The organism is Metabacillus sp. KJ11-3, assembly GCF_055808295.1.
This window is the reverse complement of the sequence record NZ_CM147865.1, coordinates 3357656-3376095: the sequence shown is the minus strand read 5'-3', so window position 1 is coordinate 3376095 and position 18440 is coordinate 3357656. Positions and strand designations below refer to the sequence as shown.

11 protein-coding genes are annotated in these 18440 nt (G+C 36.5%); all 11 read left to right on the top strand.

From position 1 onward, the window contains the following. Nucleotides 1-161 precede the first annotated feature (161 nt). The 11 genes from AC0L8O_RS16910 (at nucleotide 162) to AC0L8O_RS16860 (ending at nucleotide 18387) form a co-directional block, all read left to right on the top strand. A complete protein-coding gene (locus AC0L8O_RS16910) occupies nucleotides 162-2465 on the top strand; it encodes a helix-turn-helix domain-containing protein (protein WP_473443944.1) in 2304 nt (767 codons plus the stop codon). A 574-nt stretch (nucleotides 2466-3039) separates the two neighbouring features. Beyond that, nucleotides 3040-4314 (top strand): group II intron reverse transcriptase/maturase, encoded by a 1275-nt coding sequence (gene ltrA, locus AC0L8O_RS16905; protein WP_175638313.1) that lies wholly within the window; start codon nucleotides 3040-3042, stop codon nucleotides 4312-4314. 547 nt (nucleotides 4315-4861) lie between these two features. Further along, nucleotides 4862-5833: an ABC transporter permease gene (locus AC0L8O_RS16900; protein ID WP_473443942.1), complete on the top strand. Its 972-nt coding sequence runs from the start codon at nucleotides 4862-4864 to the stop codon at nucleotides 5831-5833. A 16-nt stretch (nucleotides 5834-5849) separates the two neighbouring features. Next, entirely contained in the window at nucleotides 5850-6746 is an 897-nt protein-coding gene (locus tag AC0L8O_RS16895; protein ID WP_473443940.1) for a carbohydrate ABC transporter permease, read from the top strand. Nucleotides 6747-6860: 114 nt separating this feature from the next. Next, a complete protein-coding gene (locus AC0L8O_RS16890) occupies nucleotides 6861-8489 on the top strand; it encodes an ABC transporter substrate-binding protein (RefSeq protein WP_026559754.1) in 1629 nt (542 codons plus the stop codon). 191 nt (nucleotides 8490-8680) lie between these two features. After that, on the top strand, nucleotides 8681-9610 hold the full coding sequence (locus tag AC0L8O_RS16885) for an aldo/keto reductase (protein ID WP_473443938.1): 930 nt from the start codon (nucleotides 8681-8683) through the stop codon (nucleotides 9608-9610). 33 nt (nucleotides 9611-9643) lie between these two features. Next, nucleotides 9644-10660 (top strand): zinc-binding alcohol dehydrogenase family protein, encoded by a 1017-nt coding sequence (locus AC0L8O_RS16880; RefSeq protein WP_026559756.1) that lies wholly within the window; start codon nucleotides 9644-9646, stop codon nucleotides 10658-10660. A 28-nt stretch (nucleotides 10661-10688) separates the two neighbouring features. Beyond that, a complete protein-coding gene (locus AC0L8O_RS16875) occupies nucleotides 10689-11519 on the top strand; it encodes an amidohydrolase family protein (RefSeq protein WP_473448970.1) in 831 nt (276 codons plus the stop codon). A 29-nt stretch (nucleotides 11520-11548) separates the two neighbouring features. Then, nucleotides 11549-13846: a glycoside hydrolase family 95 protein gene (locus tag AC0L8O_RS16870; RefSeq protein WP_473448967.1), complete on the top strand. Its 2298-nt coding sequence runs from the start codon at nucleotides 11549-11551 to the stop codon at nucleotides 13844-13846. Between the two features lie 157 nt (nucleotides 13847-14003). Further along, complete coding sequence (locus AC0L8O_RS16865; RefSeq protein WP_034332122.1) at nucleotides 14004-16436, top strand: glycoside hydrolase family 31 protein; 2433 nt, start codon at nucleotides 14004-14006, stop codon at nucleotides 16434-16436. Between the two features lie 70 nt (nucleotides 16437-16506). Beyond that, on the top strand, nucleotides 16507-18387 hold the full coding sequence (locus AC0L8O_RS16860; RefSeq protein ID WP_473443935.1) for a beta-L-arabinofuranosidase domain-containing protein: 1881 nt from the start codon (nucleotides 16507-16509) through the stop codon (nucleotides 18385-18387). Nucleotides 18388-18440 lie beyond the last annotated feature (53 nt).

The following is an 18440-nucleotide window of genomic DNA, read 5'->3' as shown; positions in this document are numbered from 1 at the left end:
CCGTCTTGATAAAGGAAAGAAATAGTCTTTAAATATTATTTTTATAAATAGAAAACGTGATAAGATGAGAGTGTTCTAGCTTTTACAGAGAAGTGGGAGGTTGATTACTCTTGTCTGCCTGTAAATGAAAGCGTTATCTTAGAGGAGAGGGGGCTTTGTTCTTGAAAACGAAAATACCAAAAATTTTTAGAAGATTCTTACTTTCATATGTTATTATTCTTTTATTTCCACTTATTACCGGATTCATATCGTACCAAGTATCAATTGATGTCGCAAAGACCAGTTCTATTGAGACGAGCAAAATAATTTTAAACAAAAGTAAGGATATTTTAGAGAGCAGGATCATGGAGATTGAAAGGTTTACAAGACAGATTGCTCTAGAGGATTTCAATCAACATTTAACGGCAAGAACAGAGCCTAATGCAATTGATATTTACAGCTTAAGAGAAACCTCACGTTTTGTTTCAAAATATACTCATTCGAACGATTTTTTAGAGGATTTTTATATCTATTTAAAAAATTATGACGCTGTATTAAAAGAGGGTGCCGTTTTTTTTAGAGTTGACCACTTCTATGAAACTTACCATTATAATGATCTCTCCTTCGCTCAATGGAAAAAAACGATTTTGCATGGGAATTATCAAGGAGAAATACTGCCACTTCGCTCATATACGAGTAACAATAAGGAGCTTTCTGTCATTACATATCTTCAATCTCTTCCTTTTAATAGTTTAAATCAACCATTAGGTACAGCAGTTTTGACTATTGACCAGCGGAAAATAAATATACTATTAGAAGGAATATCTAAGCAGTATGGAGGCTGGGCCTTTATCACTGATAAAGAAGGAAATCCTATTACAATAATGGGAATTAAGGAAAACCAGGCTAAGGAAATTGTTAAAAAGTATACAAAAGATACAGACTCAATTAACAAAGTAATAGAAAATGAAACAATGCTATTATCTATACAGTCTGATCTTAATGGATGGAATTATGTTGCAGGGATACCTAAAGAAGGATTAATGGAAAAAGCGGAGGCTATCAAACATATAACCATGGTTGTTACAGTAAGCACGCTGATTATTGGGATGTTGCTCTGTTTATTTCTTGCTTATCGTGATAGTTCACCAATTCATAACTTAATAGATGTGGTTAGAGAGCAAATTGGTCCGGATGCTACCAAACATAATAATGAGTTTGACTTTTTACACGGTAATATCTCGAATTTAATCTCTAATAATAAATTATTAAAAAGAGAAATAACGAACCATAAAGATATATTGAAGGATTCCTTTATAAAGAGTTTATTAAGCGGAGAATTTTACGATCAGGAAGGAATGATTGAAAGGGCGGCACAGTTAAATGTACTCTTTAGAGGAGAGTTTGGATATGTATGTATTTTAAGAATAAATGGTTATGGTGATATGGAGAATAAAGAAATTCATAATGAGTTAAGTGCATCCCGTTTCCTTATTAAACGAACGATTAAAGAGCTTGAGCCATCCATTGTTATGACGGATTTACATATAGATAAGATTGTAATGATTATAACTTGTCATAGTGAAAATAAAGTGAATGTCACTGATGAAATATTACATCTCTTACACGAACTGAGTTCATCGGTAGCTAATTCTTATCGTATCTCATTATCAGCCTATGTAGGGAAATCATTTCACAATTTTAAGGAAATAAATCGTTCTTATTACGAGGCGAAGCAGGCACTAGACTCCACCTTCTCTGAAATAAGTAAGAGTGAGATACTTTGGTATCAAGATATAGCTAGAGAAACAAGCATGTACTATTATCCAATGGATCTTGAACTTCGACTGATAAATGCGATGAAAACAGGGGAAGCATACGATATCAAACAAATCATGACACAAATATTTCAAGAGAATTTTAGTAATAGAGAGCTATCACCTAAGATTGTGGAGCAATTATTGGAAGAAATAAAATCTACGCTGATAAAGGGTTGTTACGCGGCTACTTCTCAAGGAGCCGGGGATTCGATCAAATTGGTGAACAGAGTTTTTCAAGTTCATCTAAACCTTGGACTAAATCATGTTTGGAAAGAATTTGAATTGATAGCTGATGAATACTGTAGCTTGGTTAATAAAAGGAAAAAGGAATCAAATGATCAGGCTATTAAGTTAATTATTGAGTTTTTAGAAGATCATTATCATGATCCAGACTTATCATTATATCGAATATCGGAAAAGGTAGGTTTTCCTGAAAAATTTGTTTCCCAGCTTTTCAAAGAAAAGCTTGGAGAATATGTATCAGATTATATTGGAAAAATTCGCATTAATAAGGCTTCTGAGTTACTCCTTGAGACTGATATGACAATCGAAGAGATATCAAGTGAAGTAGGCTATAATTCTGCCCATTCATTTCGAAGAGCCTTCAAGAGGGTCTTACATGTCACACCGAAAGCTTATAGACAAGCAGCTCTTGAAGCAAAATGAAAAGGGTTCAACACTACATTTAAATAAGTTTAAATTCACTTTGAACAAATAGATCACTTCTATTTGTTTTTTTGGTGTGCCAGGCATGGCAACTATCTAGGTGGTGAAAGTCCACTGTGGGGGTACACATCGACCAACCACTAAGGAAGCGCAAGGTACTTATCGTGAGATAAGGGCTGGAGGAAGCGTGGAATAAAATCTTGGCTCGACGAACAGAAATCTGATACTAAGGCTTTACAAAGGGATAAGACTCCCAAACAAGTTAAAGTCCAAAAGATGTGCGTAACTTTGTAAAGTAGATCAGGCGAGTAAAAGAGGAAAGATGGTTGTCTTACCCTGGGAGATCTTGCGGATGTACAAAGGGTACAGTCGAAAAAGGTTAGCCGCAAGAAGTCAGCAGAAGCCATAGTAGTGAAGTAATTTCATGAAGGGCTGAACAATTTATAGTGTTTCAACACCACGAATGCGTAAGTGACATACTCCGAATGTGTTAATGGTGAAAGTATGAGCGTACCTCAAAGGATAACCAAAATGGAGCTATCACTTACTACGTGAGAGGAAAGGAGAAACGAGTGTGGAACTTTTAGAACAAATTCTAAGTAATCAAAATATGAATGAAGCCTACTTGCGTGTATATAAAAACAAAGGTGCTAGTGGGGTCGATGGAATAACGGTCAATGAACTGAAACAATATCTGAGAGAGAACAAGGATGAGCTACGTCAGCGCATCAGAACAAGAAAGTACCAACCACAAGTTGCCTTAAGAGTGGAGATCCCAAAAGAAAATGGTAAGATGCGCAAATTGGGAATACCAACAGTAGTGGATAGGGTAGTTCAACAAGCCATTCATCAAGTTCTCAGTCCAATATTTGAAAAGCAATTCAGTGAATTCAGTTATGGCTTTAGACCAAAAAGAAGTTGTGAGATGGCAATTATTAAAAGCTTGGAATTTCTAAATGATGGATACGATTGGATTGTGGATATTGACCTTGAAAGATTTTTCGATACAGTTCATCACGATAAACTCATGCGGATCATCTCTAATACAATAGATGATGGAGATGTCATTTCCCTAATAAGGAAATATCTTGTCAGTGGAGTTATGGTGAATGGGAAATATGAAGAAACACCAGTTGGAACTCCGCAAGGAGGAAACCTAAGCCCACTGCTTAGTAATATTATGTTGAACGAACTTGATAAGGAGCTAGAAAGTAGAGGACTCCAATTCGTGAGATACGCTGATGATGCCCTAATCTTCGTGAAGAGTGAGAAAGCAGCGAATAGAGTGATGGAATCAATTGTGAGATTTATAGAAAATAAATTAGGGTTAATAGTCAACGGAGAAAAGAGTAAAATCTCCCGTCCAAAAGATTTGAAATTCTTAGGATTTGGATATTATTACGATTTTAAGAATGAGAAATACCAAGTAAAACCCCATTCAACGTCAATACAAAAATTTCAAAGGAAGCTTCGAAAATTAACAAAGCGAAATTGGAGTGTTTCGCTAGACTACCGAACCTTAAAACTAAAACAAGTCATACTTGGGTGGGTAAACTACTTTAGAATCTCGAATATGAAAAAAGCAATGACTGAGATAGATAAGAAGCTTCGCTCCAGAATTAGAGTCATCATATGGAAGCAATGGAAGGTATCGAAGAAACGAATCAAATCGCTTATCCAATTAGGAATCCCTGAGGGAGAGGCGAAGGGATTAACCTTCTGTCGAAGAGGTTATCGATACATCGGTTTATCGAAAGTTGTTCAAAGAGCAATCTCAAACAAAAGACTAAAGCAGAGGGGTCTTCCCTCTGCTTTAGATCATTATCTAAAAGTACACACTGTAATATAAATTGAACCGCCGTATACGGAACCGTACGTACGGTGGTGTGAGAGGGGCGAAAATAATTAGATTATTTTCCCTCTACTCGATTTTTTCTTCAAGGTTGGTGTTGTCTTGCACATTTAAAGGTGGACTAGATCACTGAAAAATTGAAAAAGAATAATCAGTGACGTATATGTGCTTTAAAACTTGATTTAATCGTATGAAATATGTAGTACACACTAGATGTACCGATAGAAATCATTTGTACCTTGACGTTTTTATGGATTATTTAAGCAATTTTTCAAGTAGTTTGTGTGATGTTACTTGATTTAGAAAAAAGGGATGTGAATGATTTATGAGAAGGTAAGAAAAGTCTATTATTTTGAAGTGTCATATAGCTTCGAGAGTTTTTTGAAGATGTTTTTTATGTATGCATTATGGTCAATTTATCCTTGATTGTCCTAGTGATATTCAATTGTACCTATGAAGTAGATCACGCTCATGTTACATTCGTATCAACTTAATAGTTCTCAACTATTGGTAGCGTTTACAAAATAGGATTGGAGTGGTTGAATTGAAAGTCGAGATAGCAAATAAGACTTCACCTAACTCGGATGCATTACAGGTTAAGTCAACAATTTTGGCTAAAGCCAAAAAGTCAATAAAGAGGCATTGGCAACTTTATCTACTTGTTATTCCACCAGTTTTATATTTTTTAATTTTCAAGTATATCCCAATGCTAAATTCAGTCATTGCCTTTAAAGATTATAGTGTAGTGAAAGGAATATGGGGAAGTGAATGGGTTGGATTTAAGCACTTTGAGATGTTTTTTAACAATCCACAATTTTGGGTGCTAATAAAAAATACGTTCTATCTTAGTTTATATTCGTTAGCAGTAGGGTTTCCTATTCCGATCATATTGGCTCTATGTTTAAATGAAATTAAAAATGGAGTATTTAAAAAGACAGTTCAATTAGTCACATATGCACCATATTTCATTTCAACTGTTATCATTGTTTCCATGTTAACATTAATGTTTTCTCCTAGGCTTGGAATTATAAACCAATTATTTACGCTATTAAATCTTGAATCAATAGATTTTCTTGGTATGCCTGGCATGTTTAGAGACATCTATGTTTGGTCGGATGTATGGCAGCATGCAGGTTATTCCGCCATTATTTATTTGGCAGCGCTCTCAGGTGTTGATCCATCCCAATATGAAGCTGCAAGGGTTGATGGAGCGACAAGACTTCAAAAAATCATCTATATTGATATACCGAGCATTATGCCTGTTGCAACGATTATTCTCATTCTCAGTGTGGGGAACATTATGGCACTAGGGTTTGAAAAAGTCTTTTTATTACAAAACCCTCTTAATTTATCAACATCTGAAGTTATTTCAACATATGTGTATAAAATTGGTTTATTAAATGCCAACTTTAGCTTTGCAACAGCCGTTGGTCTGTTCAATTCAGTGATTAATTTAATCTTACTTGTGGTTGTAAATGCAACTTCAAAGAAAATTTCTAAAAATGGTTTGTGGTAATAAAGGGGGGAAGATCATGTTTGGTCGTAAAAACAAAATAAAGGAATCTGTTGCTGATCGAATTTTTCTAACAGGAGTTTACCTTTTTCTATCCATTTTATTAGTGGTTGTTCTTTATCCACTTATTTATATTGTTAGTGCATCCATAAGCAGTCCTCAAGCCGTTTCATCTGGGAAGGTTTGGTTATGGCCGGTTGACCTGTCTTTTAAAGGATATGAAGTTTTATTTAGTAATGCCCAAATCTTAACCGGCTATATGAATTCACTATTTTATACGGTGTTTGGTACTTTAATTAGTGTGACATTGACGGTGTTGATCGCCTATCCTCTTTCGAGAAGGACATTCTTTGGTCGAAATTTTCTCATGTTTTTCATTGTATTCACAATGCTATTTTATGGCGGGTTGATTCCAACTTATCTTGTTGTGCAATCGTTAGGGATGGTTGATACAAGATGGGCGCTCTTGATTCCTAATGCAATTGCTGTTTGGCAGGTTATTATTGCACGGACATTTTTTCAAACGTCCATACCGGATGAATTAGTAGAAGCAAGTGAGATGGATGGATGTAGTGATTTACGTTTCCTTTGGTCTGTTGTTCTACCATTGGCCAAGCCCATTATAGCCGTTCTTGTTTTAATGTATGCAGTAGGCCAGTGGAACGCATACTTTGACGCCTTAATTTATTTAAAGAGTCCAGATCTACATCCTCTCCAGTTGGTACTTAGAAATATTATTATCTTGAATACAGGTACAGGTGGGATAGACGCATCTGAAATGATGGAAAGACAGCAGCTGGCTGATTTAATGAAATACTCCCTAATTGTTGCTGCGAGTTTACCTGTTATGCTCATTTATCCATTTGTTCAACGTCACTTTGTTAAAGGGATGATGATTGGCTCAGTTAAAGGCTAATGCATGTGAATTGTTCATGTTGAAAGGGGGGATGTGGAGTAAATATTGTATTAGAATTATGTTCAATTACTTATTTGATATTTCATTCAATTTAATGAAAAGGGGAAAGTTACAATGAAAAAGACGATGCTTTATTTTTTATCATTATTGCTTATTCTAAGTCTTTCTTTAGTTGGTTGTAGTTCAAATGAAAAAACAGAAGTGTCTCAGCAAGATGGTGGTCCTCTTAAGATTAAGGTTTTTGGACCACAAAATGCTGAAACAGATTTAGAAACAAACTCCTTCACTAAATTTGCTGAAGAGAAATTTAATATTGATTTAGAGTGGCAAGTAACTACTTATGATGCAACTTCTGCAAGTGAAGTAAGAAATATAGCACTAGCGAGTGGTGATTACCCTGAAGTCTTTTTCTTAGTTCCTTGGGTTGATCAATTTTCTCAAACAGACTTATTACGTTATGGAAAACAAGGTGTTGTACTGCCTTTAAATGATTTAATAGATAAGTATGCTCCAAATATAAAAGAGGTGATAGAAAATCACCCTTATTATGCATCAATGATAACAGCTCCTGACGGAAATATATATGGATTGCCGCATTTAAATGAGTGTTTTCATTGCTCATATGGAAACAAACTTTGGATCAATACGGACTGGCTTGAAACGTTAAAGTTAGATATGCCAACAACAACTGAAGAATTTAAAGATGTCTTAACAGCATTTAAAACTCAAGATCCAAACGGAAATGGAAAACAGGATGAAGTGCCAATGAGTGGTTCTCCAGCACTAATTGAATCGTCTATTATTCCATATTTAATGAATGGCTTTATTTATGATGATTCTAGATCAAGATTGCTTTTGGAAAATGGAAAAGTTGATTTAGCAGCAAATAAAGATGAATGGAAAGAAGGCTTAGCCTATATAAAATCCTTATATGAAGAGGGATTAATTGATAAGGGTGCCTTTTCACAGAATATTGAAGCACACCAAAAATTAGGGAATAATGCAGAAATTCAAATTGTTGGAGCATCAACAGCGATGCACCCTGGAATGTTTGTAACAGATGAAGAATATTCTAAAGATTACGATGCATTGGCTCCACTTAAAGGGCCAAATTCCGAATACTCGACTTATAACTTTCCTAGTTCTCCTGGAGGTGCCTTTGTTATAACAAATAAGGCGAGTGAAGAAGCACAGATTGCTGCTATTAAGCTAGTAGACTATATGTTTACAGAGGAAGGGCTAATTCGCAGTTTCTATGGTGAAAAGGATGTAAGCTGGAGGGAACCTAAAGAGGGAGAAGTAGCGATTGAGGAAAGTGCTGAACCTATCCTTGCACAAATTCAGCTTGAAGAAGGTGAAGAACCACGAAATGATAATTGGACATCAATGGTGCAATTTTATCATTCAAGAGAACATAGAGATGGGCTAGTCCAAGCAACTGATATTTATACATCTGAAGGGTATGAGCGCAGATTGCAGGAAGCAACACATTTATATGAAGGGAAAGAGCCTTCTGAGGTTTTCCCACATTGGGCCATTTGGATTGACCCGGCTGTAGCAGATGAAGCTGCGATGATTCAGACAAATATTGTGGATTATATTGAGCAGAATTCGCTTCAGTTTATAACAGGCACAAAAGATTTAGAGAAAGAATGGGATTCATATGTGAAAGGATTTGAACAATTAAATCTAAAACGTTACCTGGAAATTATGCAAGAAGCTTATGACACTTCCAGTTTATAGAAGTTCCGATTTATTTAACTGAACAATTGAATAAAAAGCCGATGAAGGTCTCTTCATCGGTTCTAATTTTTTATGATTATTTATAAAAAATATTTTGAGGTATACAAATAGAAGATATTCAATGATGTGTGATACATAGGTAAGTCCTTTGTATCAGTACAATGTGAAAATTAACTTTTTGGGAGGGTCATATGAAATATAGAAAACTTGGAAAGACAGGGCTGGACGTTCCTGTTCTTAGTTATGGTGCTTCGTCTTTAGGTTCTGTGTTTAGAAATATTGATGAGGATGAGGGAATAAAAACGGTTCATACAGCAGTAGAATTTGGAATGAATTTAATTGATGTTTCACCCTATTATGGGTTAACGAAGGCAGAAACTGTACTTGGAAAAGCATTGAAGGATATTCCGAGAGAGAAGTTCATTCTTTCTACAAAAGCAGGAAGATATGGAGAGCATGAGTTTGATTTTTCTAAGACTAGAATAATGACAAGTGTAGAAGAAAGCTTAAAAAGATTATCAACCGATTATGTAGATATTTTACTTTTGCATGACATCGAATTTGCTTCTTATGAACAGATCATAGAGGAGTCAATCCCTGCGCTTAAACAACTAAAAAAAGAAGGGAAAATTCGATTTTTTGGTGTTTCGGGTTTACCGTTAGCCATATTTGAAAAAGTACTTAACGAAACTGATCTTGATGTTATTCTTTCCTATTGTAATTATTCATTAAATGACAATTCTTTATTAGATATACTTCCTCTTTTAGAAAAAAATCAGGTCGGCTTGATGAATGCATCCCCACTATCCATGGGACTACTTAGCAATCGATCGGTACCGGAATGGCATCCGGCATCACAAGAAATAAAAGATGTATGTAGCAAAGCAGCTCAATTTTGTAAACAACATGGTATAGACATTTCAAAGCTTGCTATTCAATACTCGGTAGCCAATGAAAAAGTACCAACAACTTTAGTGAGTACAGCAAGTGTTGAAAATGTTAAAAAGAATATTGAATGGGCAAATAATCCAATTGATACAGAGTTTCTAAAAGAGGTTCAAGCTATTCTTGAACCGATCCATAATAAGACATGGTCTAGTGGAAGAAGTGAGGATTGGTAATCCTTATTACAGTCCATTCTGGGAGGAAATAAAATGAAAGCTATTGTTTGTGAAAATCCAAACGACCTAAAGATGATCGAAATGGCAAAGCCTACTTTAAAAAGAGGAGAGGCTTTGGTAGCTATTAAGCGGATTGGAATATGTGGCACTGATATTCATGCATATAAAGGAAATCAGCCATTTTTCACATATCCCCGAATTTTAGGTCATGAGTTGTCAGGGATTATTGAAGATGTTGAAAAAAATGATAGTGATTTAAAAAAGGGTGATCATGTTGCGGTTATCCCATATAGGCATTGCGGAAAATGTGTTGCATGTACAGCAGGGAAAACGAATTGCTGTACAGATTTAAATGTTATCGGTGTTCATATAGATGGAGGAATGTGTGAAACATTATCAGTACCGGTGTCACACTTGATAAAGATAGATGGAATTTCACTTGATGAAGCTGCAATGTTAGAGCCAATGTCGATCGGTGCCCATGCTGTCAGGCGATCATTTTTAAAAGAAGGTGACAATGTCTTAGTTATCGGCGCGGGTCCAATAGGTCTTGGAGTTATGGCTTTTGCTAAATATAGAGGAGCTCGTGTCATCGCAATGGATATAAATGAAGAACGGCTTGCTTTTTGCCAAAACTGGGCGAATGTCGATGAAACAGTATGCGTAACAAATGAACCACTCCAAAAAATCCAAGACATGACAAATGGGAATCTACCAAATATTGTATTTGATGCAACAGGAAACATCCAATCTATGAATCAGTCATTTCAATACTCAGCACATGGAGGAACAATCGTGTTTGTTGGATTGGCAAAGGGTGACATCATGTTTTATGACCCTGACTTTCATAAGAAAGAGCTAACATTAATGGGAAGTCGGAATGCAACAAAGGAAGATTTTCAAGAAGTAATCGAAGCTGTAAAATCATCAAGCATGATTTTGAAGGACTTAATTACACATCGTTGTTCATTTAATGAAATAGCGCAAGAATTCGAGCATTTGCTAGCTCCTGATGCAAAAGTAATAAAGGCAGTAATTGAGTATGAATAATCGGAATAAGTGAGGGATCTTTTGATTGATGAAAATTGACGCACATCACCATTTTTGGCGCTATAATAACAAGGAATTTGGCTGGATAGATGACGATATGTCTGAATTAAAAAGAGACTTTTTACCTGAAGATTTGAAGACACGTTTAACATCTATTCAATTTGATGGCACGATCGTTGTTCAAGCTAGACAAAGCTTAGAAGAGACAAGGTGGCTTTTAGAATTAGCTCAAAAATATGATTTTATCAAAGGTGTTGTAGGGTGGGTGGACCTATGTTCTCCTGATGTAACAAAACAAATTAAGCAATTTGCTAACAATCCGTATTTTAAAGGCGTTCGTCATGTGATCCATGATGAAGCTGATGATCAATTTATGCTGAGCGAAGAATTTCAACGAGGCATCAGTGTGCTTAAGGATTTTAGCTTAACATATGATCTTTTACTTTTTCCAAAGCATATTCCTTATGCTCTCCAACTTGTAGAAAAATTTCCGGAACAGTTATTTGTTTTAGATCATATCGGCAAACCAGATATAAAAAATAAAGAGATTTCATTTTGGAAAGAACATCTTACAAAACTTGCAGAATACAAAAATGTTTATGTGAAAGTATCTGGAATGGTGACAGAGGCAGATTGGAAGAATTGGAGAAAAGAGGATTTTAAAGCCTATCTTGATAGTGTATTTAACGCATTTGGTCCGGAAAGAGTCATGATAGGGTCTGATTGGCCGGTATGTACAGTAAGCGAATCCTATGAAGCAGTTATGGGAATTGTATTAGATTATGTGAAACAATACGCTTCTGGTTACGAGAATCAAATATTAGGTGAAAACTGTTCTCGATTTTATTCATTAAAATAAAAAGGGGGAAACTAGTTTTGAAAAATAATATGATTTTATTTAATAAGCCTGCAAAAACATGGAATGAGGCATTGCCTATTGGGAATGGTCGGTTAGGTGCCATGATATTTGGCAAAACTTCAGTAGAACAAATTCAGTTAAATGAAGAGTCAATTTGGTATGGAGGATTCAGAGATAGAAACAATCCCGATGCATTGGAAAACCTTCCGAAAATTAGATCATTACTTAAGGAAGGAAGATTAAGTGAAGCTGAAAAATTAGCAAAATATGCTCTATCAGGAACACCTGAAACCCAAAGGCATTATATGACCCTAGGTGATCTATTTTTAAATGTTGGTCATGAAGGTGTTGAAGAATATACAAGGAAGCTTGATATAGAAAATGCGATTTCATCTGTTGATTATTCCATGAATGAAACAAGATTTAATAGAGAAATATTCTCAAGCTTCCCAGATCAAGTAACAGTTATACGTTTGACAGCAAGTGAAAAAGGATCGATTTCATTTACTGCTAGACTTTCAAGAGAACAAAACCGCTATGTTGAGAGTTTATCCTCAAAAAGAAATAACAGCATCGTTATGAAAGGGAATTGTGGTGGGAACGGTGGTTCTGATTTTTCTGTTGTTTTATCTGCCTTTGCAGAGGGAGGAACGGTAGAAACGATAGGGGAGCACTTAATTGTAAGCAAGGCTGATACAGTCTTATTATTTTTAGCAGCAGAAACGACCTTTCGTCATGCTGATCCAGAAGAAGAATGCTTTAAAAAGATTGATCAAGCAGCAAGTAAATCTTACGAACAATTGAGGAAACGTCATATAGAGGATTATTCAGCTTATTTTAAACGAATGGAGTTTTCTTTGAATGACGAATCAAATGAAGAAGTTCTCCAATTACCAATAGATGAAAGGCTCAACCGAGTCAAAAATGGTTTAGAAGATCATAAGTTAATCGAGTTATATTTTCAGTTCGGGCGTTATTTACTCATTTCTAGTAGTAGGCCAGGTACACTCCCGGCAAATTTACAGGGAATTTGGAATGACCAAATGAGGCCCCCTTGGGATAGTAAATTTACGATAAATATTAATGCACAAATGAACTATTGGCCAGCTGAAGTTTGTAATCTATCAGAATGTCATGAACCATTATTTGACTTAATTGAACGAATGCGTGTAAATGGTAGACATACAGCAAAGGTCATGTATGGATGCAAAGGATTTGTAGCACACCATAATACAGACATTTGGGGGGATACGGCTCCACAGGATATTTACCCTCCATCAACCTACTGGCAAACGGGAGCAGCATGGCTTTGCCTCCATTTATGGGAACATTATCAATTTACATATGACAAAGATTTTCTTAATAAAAGTTATGAGACTATGAAAGAATCAGCAGAATTCTTTTTAGAATTTTTAGTAGAAACGGATGAAGGATATCTGGTTACAAGCCCATCTGTTTCACCGGAAAACACCTATATTCTTCCTAATGGTCAAAAAGGAACATTGTGTATAGGACCATCTATGGACAGCCAGATCCTGAATGAATTATTTCTCGCATGTATAGAGGCAAGTGAAATTCTTGAGAAGGACGAAGGATTTAGAGAACAGTTAGCTGATGTTTTAAAGCGCTTACCAGAAACGAAAATAGGTAAGTATGGGCAAATCCAGGAATGGATGGAGGATTATGAGGAGGCAGAACCAGGTCACCGACATATATCACATCTATTTGCCCTCCATCCTGGGAAACAAATTACCGTTTCTGAAACCCCAGAGCTGGCACGTGCAGCCAGAACAACTCTAGAAAGAAGGCTTGCAAATGGTGGGGGGCATACGGGATGGAGTCGTGCTTGGATTATTAACATGTGGGCAAGGCTTTGGGACGGAGAGCTTGCCTATACAAATATCGTAGAAATGCTGAAACACTCGACCCTTCCGAACCTTTTAGACAACCATCCACCTTTTCAAATCGACGGGAATTTTGGAGGTACTGCCGGAATTGCTGAAATGCTCTTACAAAGCCATGCTGGAACACTACAGTTCCTACCTGCACTCCCTGAAAAGTGGAACAAAGGCTTTGTTAAGGGAATAAAAGCGCGAGGTGGATTTGAAGTAGATTTATATTGGGAGAATGGTTCAGTTGAAAAGGCTGTTATTCATTCTTTTAGTGGAAATGAATGCAACCTAAACTTGACAGGGGCATATACGATAACTGATACAAATGGTGAAAATGTTAATGGATTACATGAAGCTGACGGATGCATTTGTTTTTCTACGGAAAGAGAGGGTACTTATACTCTGCAAGTCAAAAAAGTAAGTAGCTTGTGTTAAGAAAGTAATGAAAGCGGAAACAGAGTTCCAAAGATATGGGTAGGAATTTACTTCCATTATGAAACAAAAAAGTGAACCTGGGTTCTTATATTCCCGGGTTTCAAATTTTTTCTCTATTATTATGTGAAAGAAAAATTGATTAAGGAAGGTATGTATTATGCAAGTAGTGAACTACAAGGGTAATGAAGATCATTTACTAATTGAAACTACAAATGGAATGATAAAAATCACTCCCTATACGAATTCCATTATTCGTATCCGTTATACAGTAGAGAAAGAGATTGGTAGAAAAGAAAGCCTCATCGTTGAAACAAATGCACAGGAATCCGTTCTATTTTCAGTACATGAAGCAGACAATGTTATCAAGTTTTCAACAAGCGATGTACAAATTGAAATCAATAAACAAACATGTGCTTTTACTTATACCGATTCGTCAGGTCAGGTTTTAACAAAAGAACCGGAACGTGGTGGAAAAACACTTGTCCCTATTGAAGTGGTTAAATCTGTTTTTGACGAAAATACAGAGATCGAGAATTCACAAAATGTTGATGGAGCTCGTGCTAGAGCCCTTTCAGAAAAACATATTATTGATCGAACCGCTTATCATACCAAACTCGAATTTGAATGGGCAGATGATGAAGCAATCTATGGTCTAGGTTCCCACGAGGAAGGTATTTTAAATTTAAGAGGCACTCATCAATATCTATATCAGCAAAACATGAAAGCAGTGGTACCTGTTTTGGTCTCTACTAAAGGGTACGGAATCCTTGTAGACAGCTATTCATTGATGACTTTCCGTGATGATATTCACGGTTCATATATATGGACAGATATCGATAGCGAAATGGATTTTTACTTTATTTATGGGCCTCAGTTTGATGAAATTGTAAAAGGATATCGCCATCTCACAGGAAAAGCACCTCTATTACCGAAATGGGCTTTTGGTTATGTGCAGTCTAAAGAGCGGTACAAATCACAAGAAGAGTTAATTTCGACGGTACAAGAGTACAGAAAACGCCAAATTCCTCTTGATACAATTGTGCTTGATTGGATGTCATGGACCGGAGAGCTTTGGGGGCAAAAATCCTTTGACCCTGAACGTTTTCCAAATCCAACAAAAATGATGGAAGATATCCATGAGTTGAATGCAAAACTGATGGTTTCTATTTGGCCAATTATGAATAATGATGGGCCAAATCATGTGGAAATGAAGCATAAAGGGTATCTTCTTGGGAATCAAGCAACATATGATGCATTTCGTCAAGAAGCACGTGATCTGTATTGGAAACAGGCAAATGATGGATTGTTTTCACATGGCATTGATGCATGGTGGTGTGATTGTACAGAACCCTTTGAGGCAGATTGGGGAGGGAAAATAAAACCTGAACCTGAAGAACGACTTCGGATCAATACGGAAGAATCAAAAAAATATTTGGATCCTGGTTTTATTAATGCCTATTCGCTTCTTCATTCGAAGGGTATCTATGAAGGACAACGTAGTACAACGGAAACGAAGCGGGTTGTTAACTTAACTAGGTCCGCTTTTGCTGGACAGCATAAGTATGGAACGATTACTTGGTCTGGAGATATTGCAGCCAATTGGGAAACATTGCGAAATCAGATTGCCGATGGATTAAATTTCTGTGTGACAGGGAATCCCTACTGGACAGTGGATATCGGTGCTTTTTTTGTTGCGAAGAAGGATCAATGGTTTTGGAATGGAGATTATCAAGAAGGCTGTGAAGACTTAGGATATCGTGAGCTTTATGTGAGATGGTTGCAATATGGCACATTTTTACCAATGTTCCGAAGCCATGGGACAGATACACCGAGAGAGGTATGGAGATTTGGTGAACCTGGTACAGTGTTCTATGACACGATTGTAAAATTTATTAAGCTGCGTTATCGCTTGTTACCTTATATTTATTCGATAGCTGGCTGGGTCACTCATCAGGATTACACAATGATGCGAACGTTAGCATTTGACTTTATCCATGATTCGAAAACCTATGACATTAAAGACCAATATATGTTTGGACCTGCTTTCTTAGTAAATCCTGTTACAAATCCAATGTACTACAAAAGTGGATCGATTGAAATTCAAAATGCAACAATGAAACGCAATATATATTTACCTTCCGGAACAGATTGGTATGACTTCTGGACAGATCAACGAATGTCTGGCGGTCAACAAATTGAGGCAGGTGCTGAGCTTGAAACAATGCCTTTGTATGTCCGTGCCGGATCTATTGTACCAATAGGTTCCGATATTCAATATAGTTCCGAGGAGTTAAAAGAACCCTTAGAATTAAAAGTTTATAAAGGGCAAGATGGAAGTTTTATGCTGTATGAAGATGAGGGGGACAATTATAACTATGAGCAAGGCGAATGTTCAACCATACCCATACATTGGGAAGAAGACGAAAATCGCTTAGTCATAGATAGACGTTGTGGTTCTTATCGAGGGATGAAAAGCTCTAGAGAATTGTTGATCACACTAGTTAACGGTAAAGAGGACAGATCCGTCCCGGCATATTCTCAACAAAAAGTTGTTTACAGTGGGGAGCCAATGTACATTCGCTTTAGTTAATTTATCGTAGTAACTACATCTTCGGTGAATTCAATAAATATAGTAATTGTTAAAGATGTTGGGGTGATAGATGATGGTAGAAAAATTAAAAGAGTTTCAACAAGGATCAATAAAGTTAATGGATAGCCCTTTTTTGGATCGTTTTAATTTGAATGCTTCATATCTAAAAAGTTTAACAACGGAAAACTTACTACGAAATTTTTATCTTCAAGCAGGTTTATGGAGTTACAGTGGAAGCGCTAGTACTTCTTTTGATAGTGCCGATGAAGAAAAAGGACCAGAAACCTGGCATTGGGGTTGGGAGTCACCAACATGTGAGCTGCGCGGTCACTTCTTAGGACATTGGCTTTCAGCTTCAGCTTATATTTATGGACAAACGGGTGATCAAGAGCTTAGAGCGAAAACGTTATTTATCGTTCAGGAGCTTGCAAGATGTCAGCAAGCAAACGGTGGAGAATGGGTCGCGGCAATTCCGGAGAGTTATATGGATAGGATATTGGAAGGGCGACAAGTATGGGCGCCGCATTATACGATCCATAAAATATTTATGGGATTACATGATGTGTATAAAATAATGGAAATAGATGAGGCCTTACACATATCAGACTGTTTCTCAAAATGGTTTTATAATTGGAGTAAGATTTTCACAAGAGAAAAGCTGGATATGATTTTAGATTATGAAACAGGAGGAATGCTTGAAGCATGGGTGGATTTATATGATCTTACTGGTAAGCCTGAACATTTAGAATTAATCAAACGGTATGATCGCCCAAGGTTTTTTGATGCTCTTCTTGAAGGTAAGGATGTTCTTACAAATAAACATGCAAACACGCAAGTAGCGGAAATATTAGGAGCTGCTCGTGCCTGGGAGGTCACTGGAGAAATACGCTGGCGTAACATTGTTGAGGCTTTTTGGGAGGAGGCAGTGGAAAAGAGGGGAACATATTGTACAGGTGGAGTTTCATGCGGTGAAGTATGGACACCCCCTCAAAACCTAACTGCAAGATTAGGCTTAGCACAGGAACATTGCGTTATTTACAATATGATGAGACTTTCCCAATTTTTGTTCCGTTGGACCGGAGACGTAAAGTATGCTGACTTCTGGGAAAAGAATTTATTGAATGGAATCATGTCGCAACAGAACAAGAAAACGGGGATGGTTTCATATTTTTTAGATATGGGACCTGGAAGCAAGAAGAATTGGGGAAGTCCAACGAAGCATTTTTGGTGTTGTCACGGAACACTAGTTCAAGCGCAAGCATCTTATGATCAATGTATTTTTCATAGGAAAGTTAATGGTATAACGGTCAGCCAATTTATTCCTTCACGAACTAGTTTTAAGTATGGGGAAACAAATGTAAAACTAGAATTACATAATAGTACTCAAGATGGAGCGGGTCCTATTCGAACTTTTCATAAAAGTGGGCTTGAGCAAATTCAATTTGTACATGTACCGCAAATTCCAAGTGATCGACCTAATCGCTATTTGCATGTAATTTATATAGAGTGCGATACACAAGTTGAATTTGAGATGAAAATTCGTATTCCTTGGTGGGTGAAAGGGGAACCCATTGTGAAAATGAATGGGGAAGAAGTTGAGTATATGATCGAATCTTCATTTATTCTTTTGAAACAAATATGGAAACATGATCAGGTAACACTGGAATTTCCAAAACAACTTTCTGCCTCTTCACTACCAGGTTCACAAAATATGGTAGCGTTAATGGATGGACCACTTGTTTTAGCAGGTCTAGTTGAAGAGGAGAGGGAAATTGTAGGAGATTATAATAATCCAGATACTTTCTTAACTTCTCATAACGAAAGACACCATAGTTTTTGGAATGATGGGACATATAAAACTCAACATCAGTCCATAAACTTTAAATTTATTCCGTTAGTAGATGTGACAGATGAAAGATATACACTTTATTTTCCAATTCGAACATCGTAATCTCATGGATTGAGGAAGGGAAGAATTCAGTCTGAAAAATGGTGTTCCAGCCT

Excerpts from the sequence above, each read along its gene's own strand:
- AC0L8O_RS16895 (WP_473443940.1), top strand. The coding sequence starts at position 5,850 with ATGTTTGGTCGTAAAAACAAAATAAAGGAATCTGTTGCTGATCGAATT.
- AC0L8O_RS16890 (WP_026559754.1), top strand. The coding sequence starts at position 6,861 with ATGAAAAAGACGATGCTTTATTTTTTATCATTATTGCTTATTCTAAGT.
- AC0L8O_RS16885 (WP_473443938.1), top strand. The coding sequence starts at position 8,681 with ATGAAATATAGAAAACTTGGAAAGACAGGGCTGGACGTTCCTGTTCTT.
- AC0L8O_RS16880 (WP_026559756.1), top strand. The coding sequence starts at position 9,644 with ATGAAAGCTATTGTTTGTGAAAATCCAAACGACCTAAAGATGATCGAA.
- AC0L8O_RS16875 (WP_473448970.1), top strand. The coding sequence starts at position 10,689 with ATGAAAATTGACGCACATCACCATTTTTGGCGCTATAATAACAAGGAA.
- AC0L8O_RS16870 (WP_473448967.1), top strand. The coding sequence starts at position 11,549 with ATGATTTTATTTAATAAGCCTGCAAAAACATGGAATGAGGCATTGCCT.
- AC0L8O_RS16865 (WP_034332122.1), top strand. The coding sequence starts at position 14,004 with ATGCAAGTAGTGAACTACAAGGGTAATGAAGATCATTTACTAATTGAA.
- AC0L8O_RS16860 (WP_473443935.1), top strand. The coding sequence starts at position 16,507 with ATGATGGTAGAAAAATTAAAAGAGTTTCAACAAGGATCAATAAAGTTA.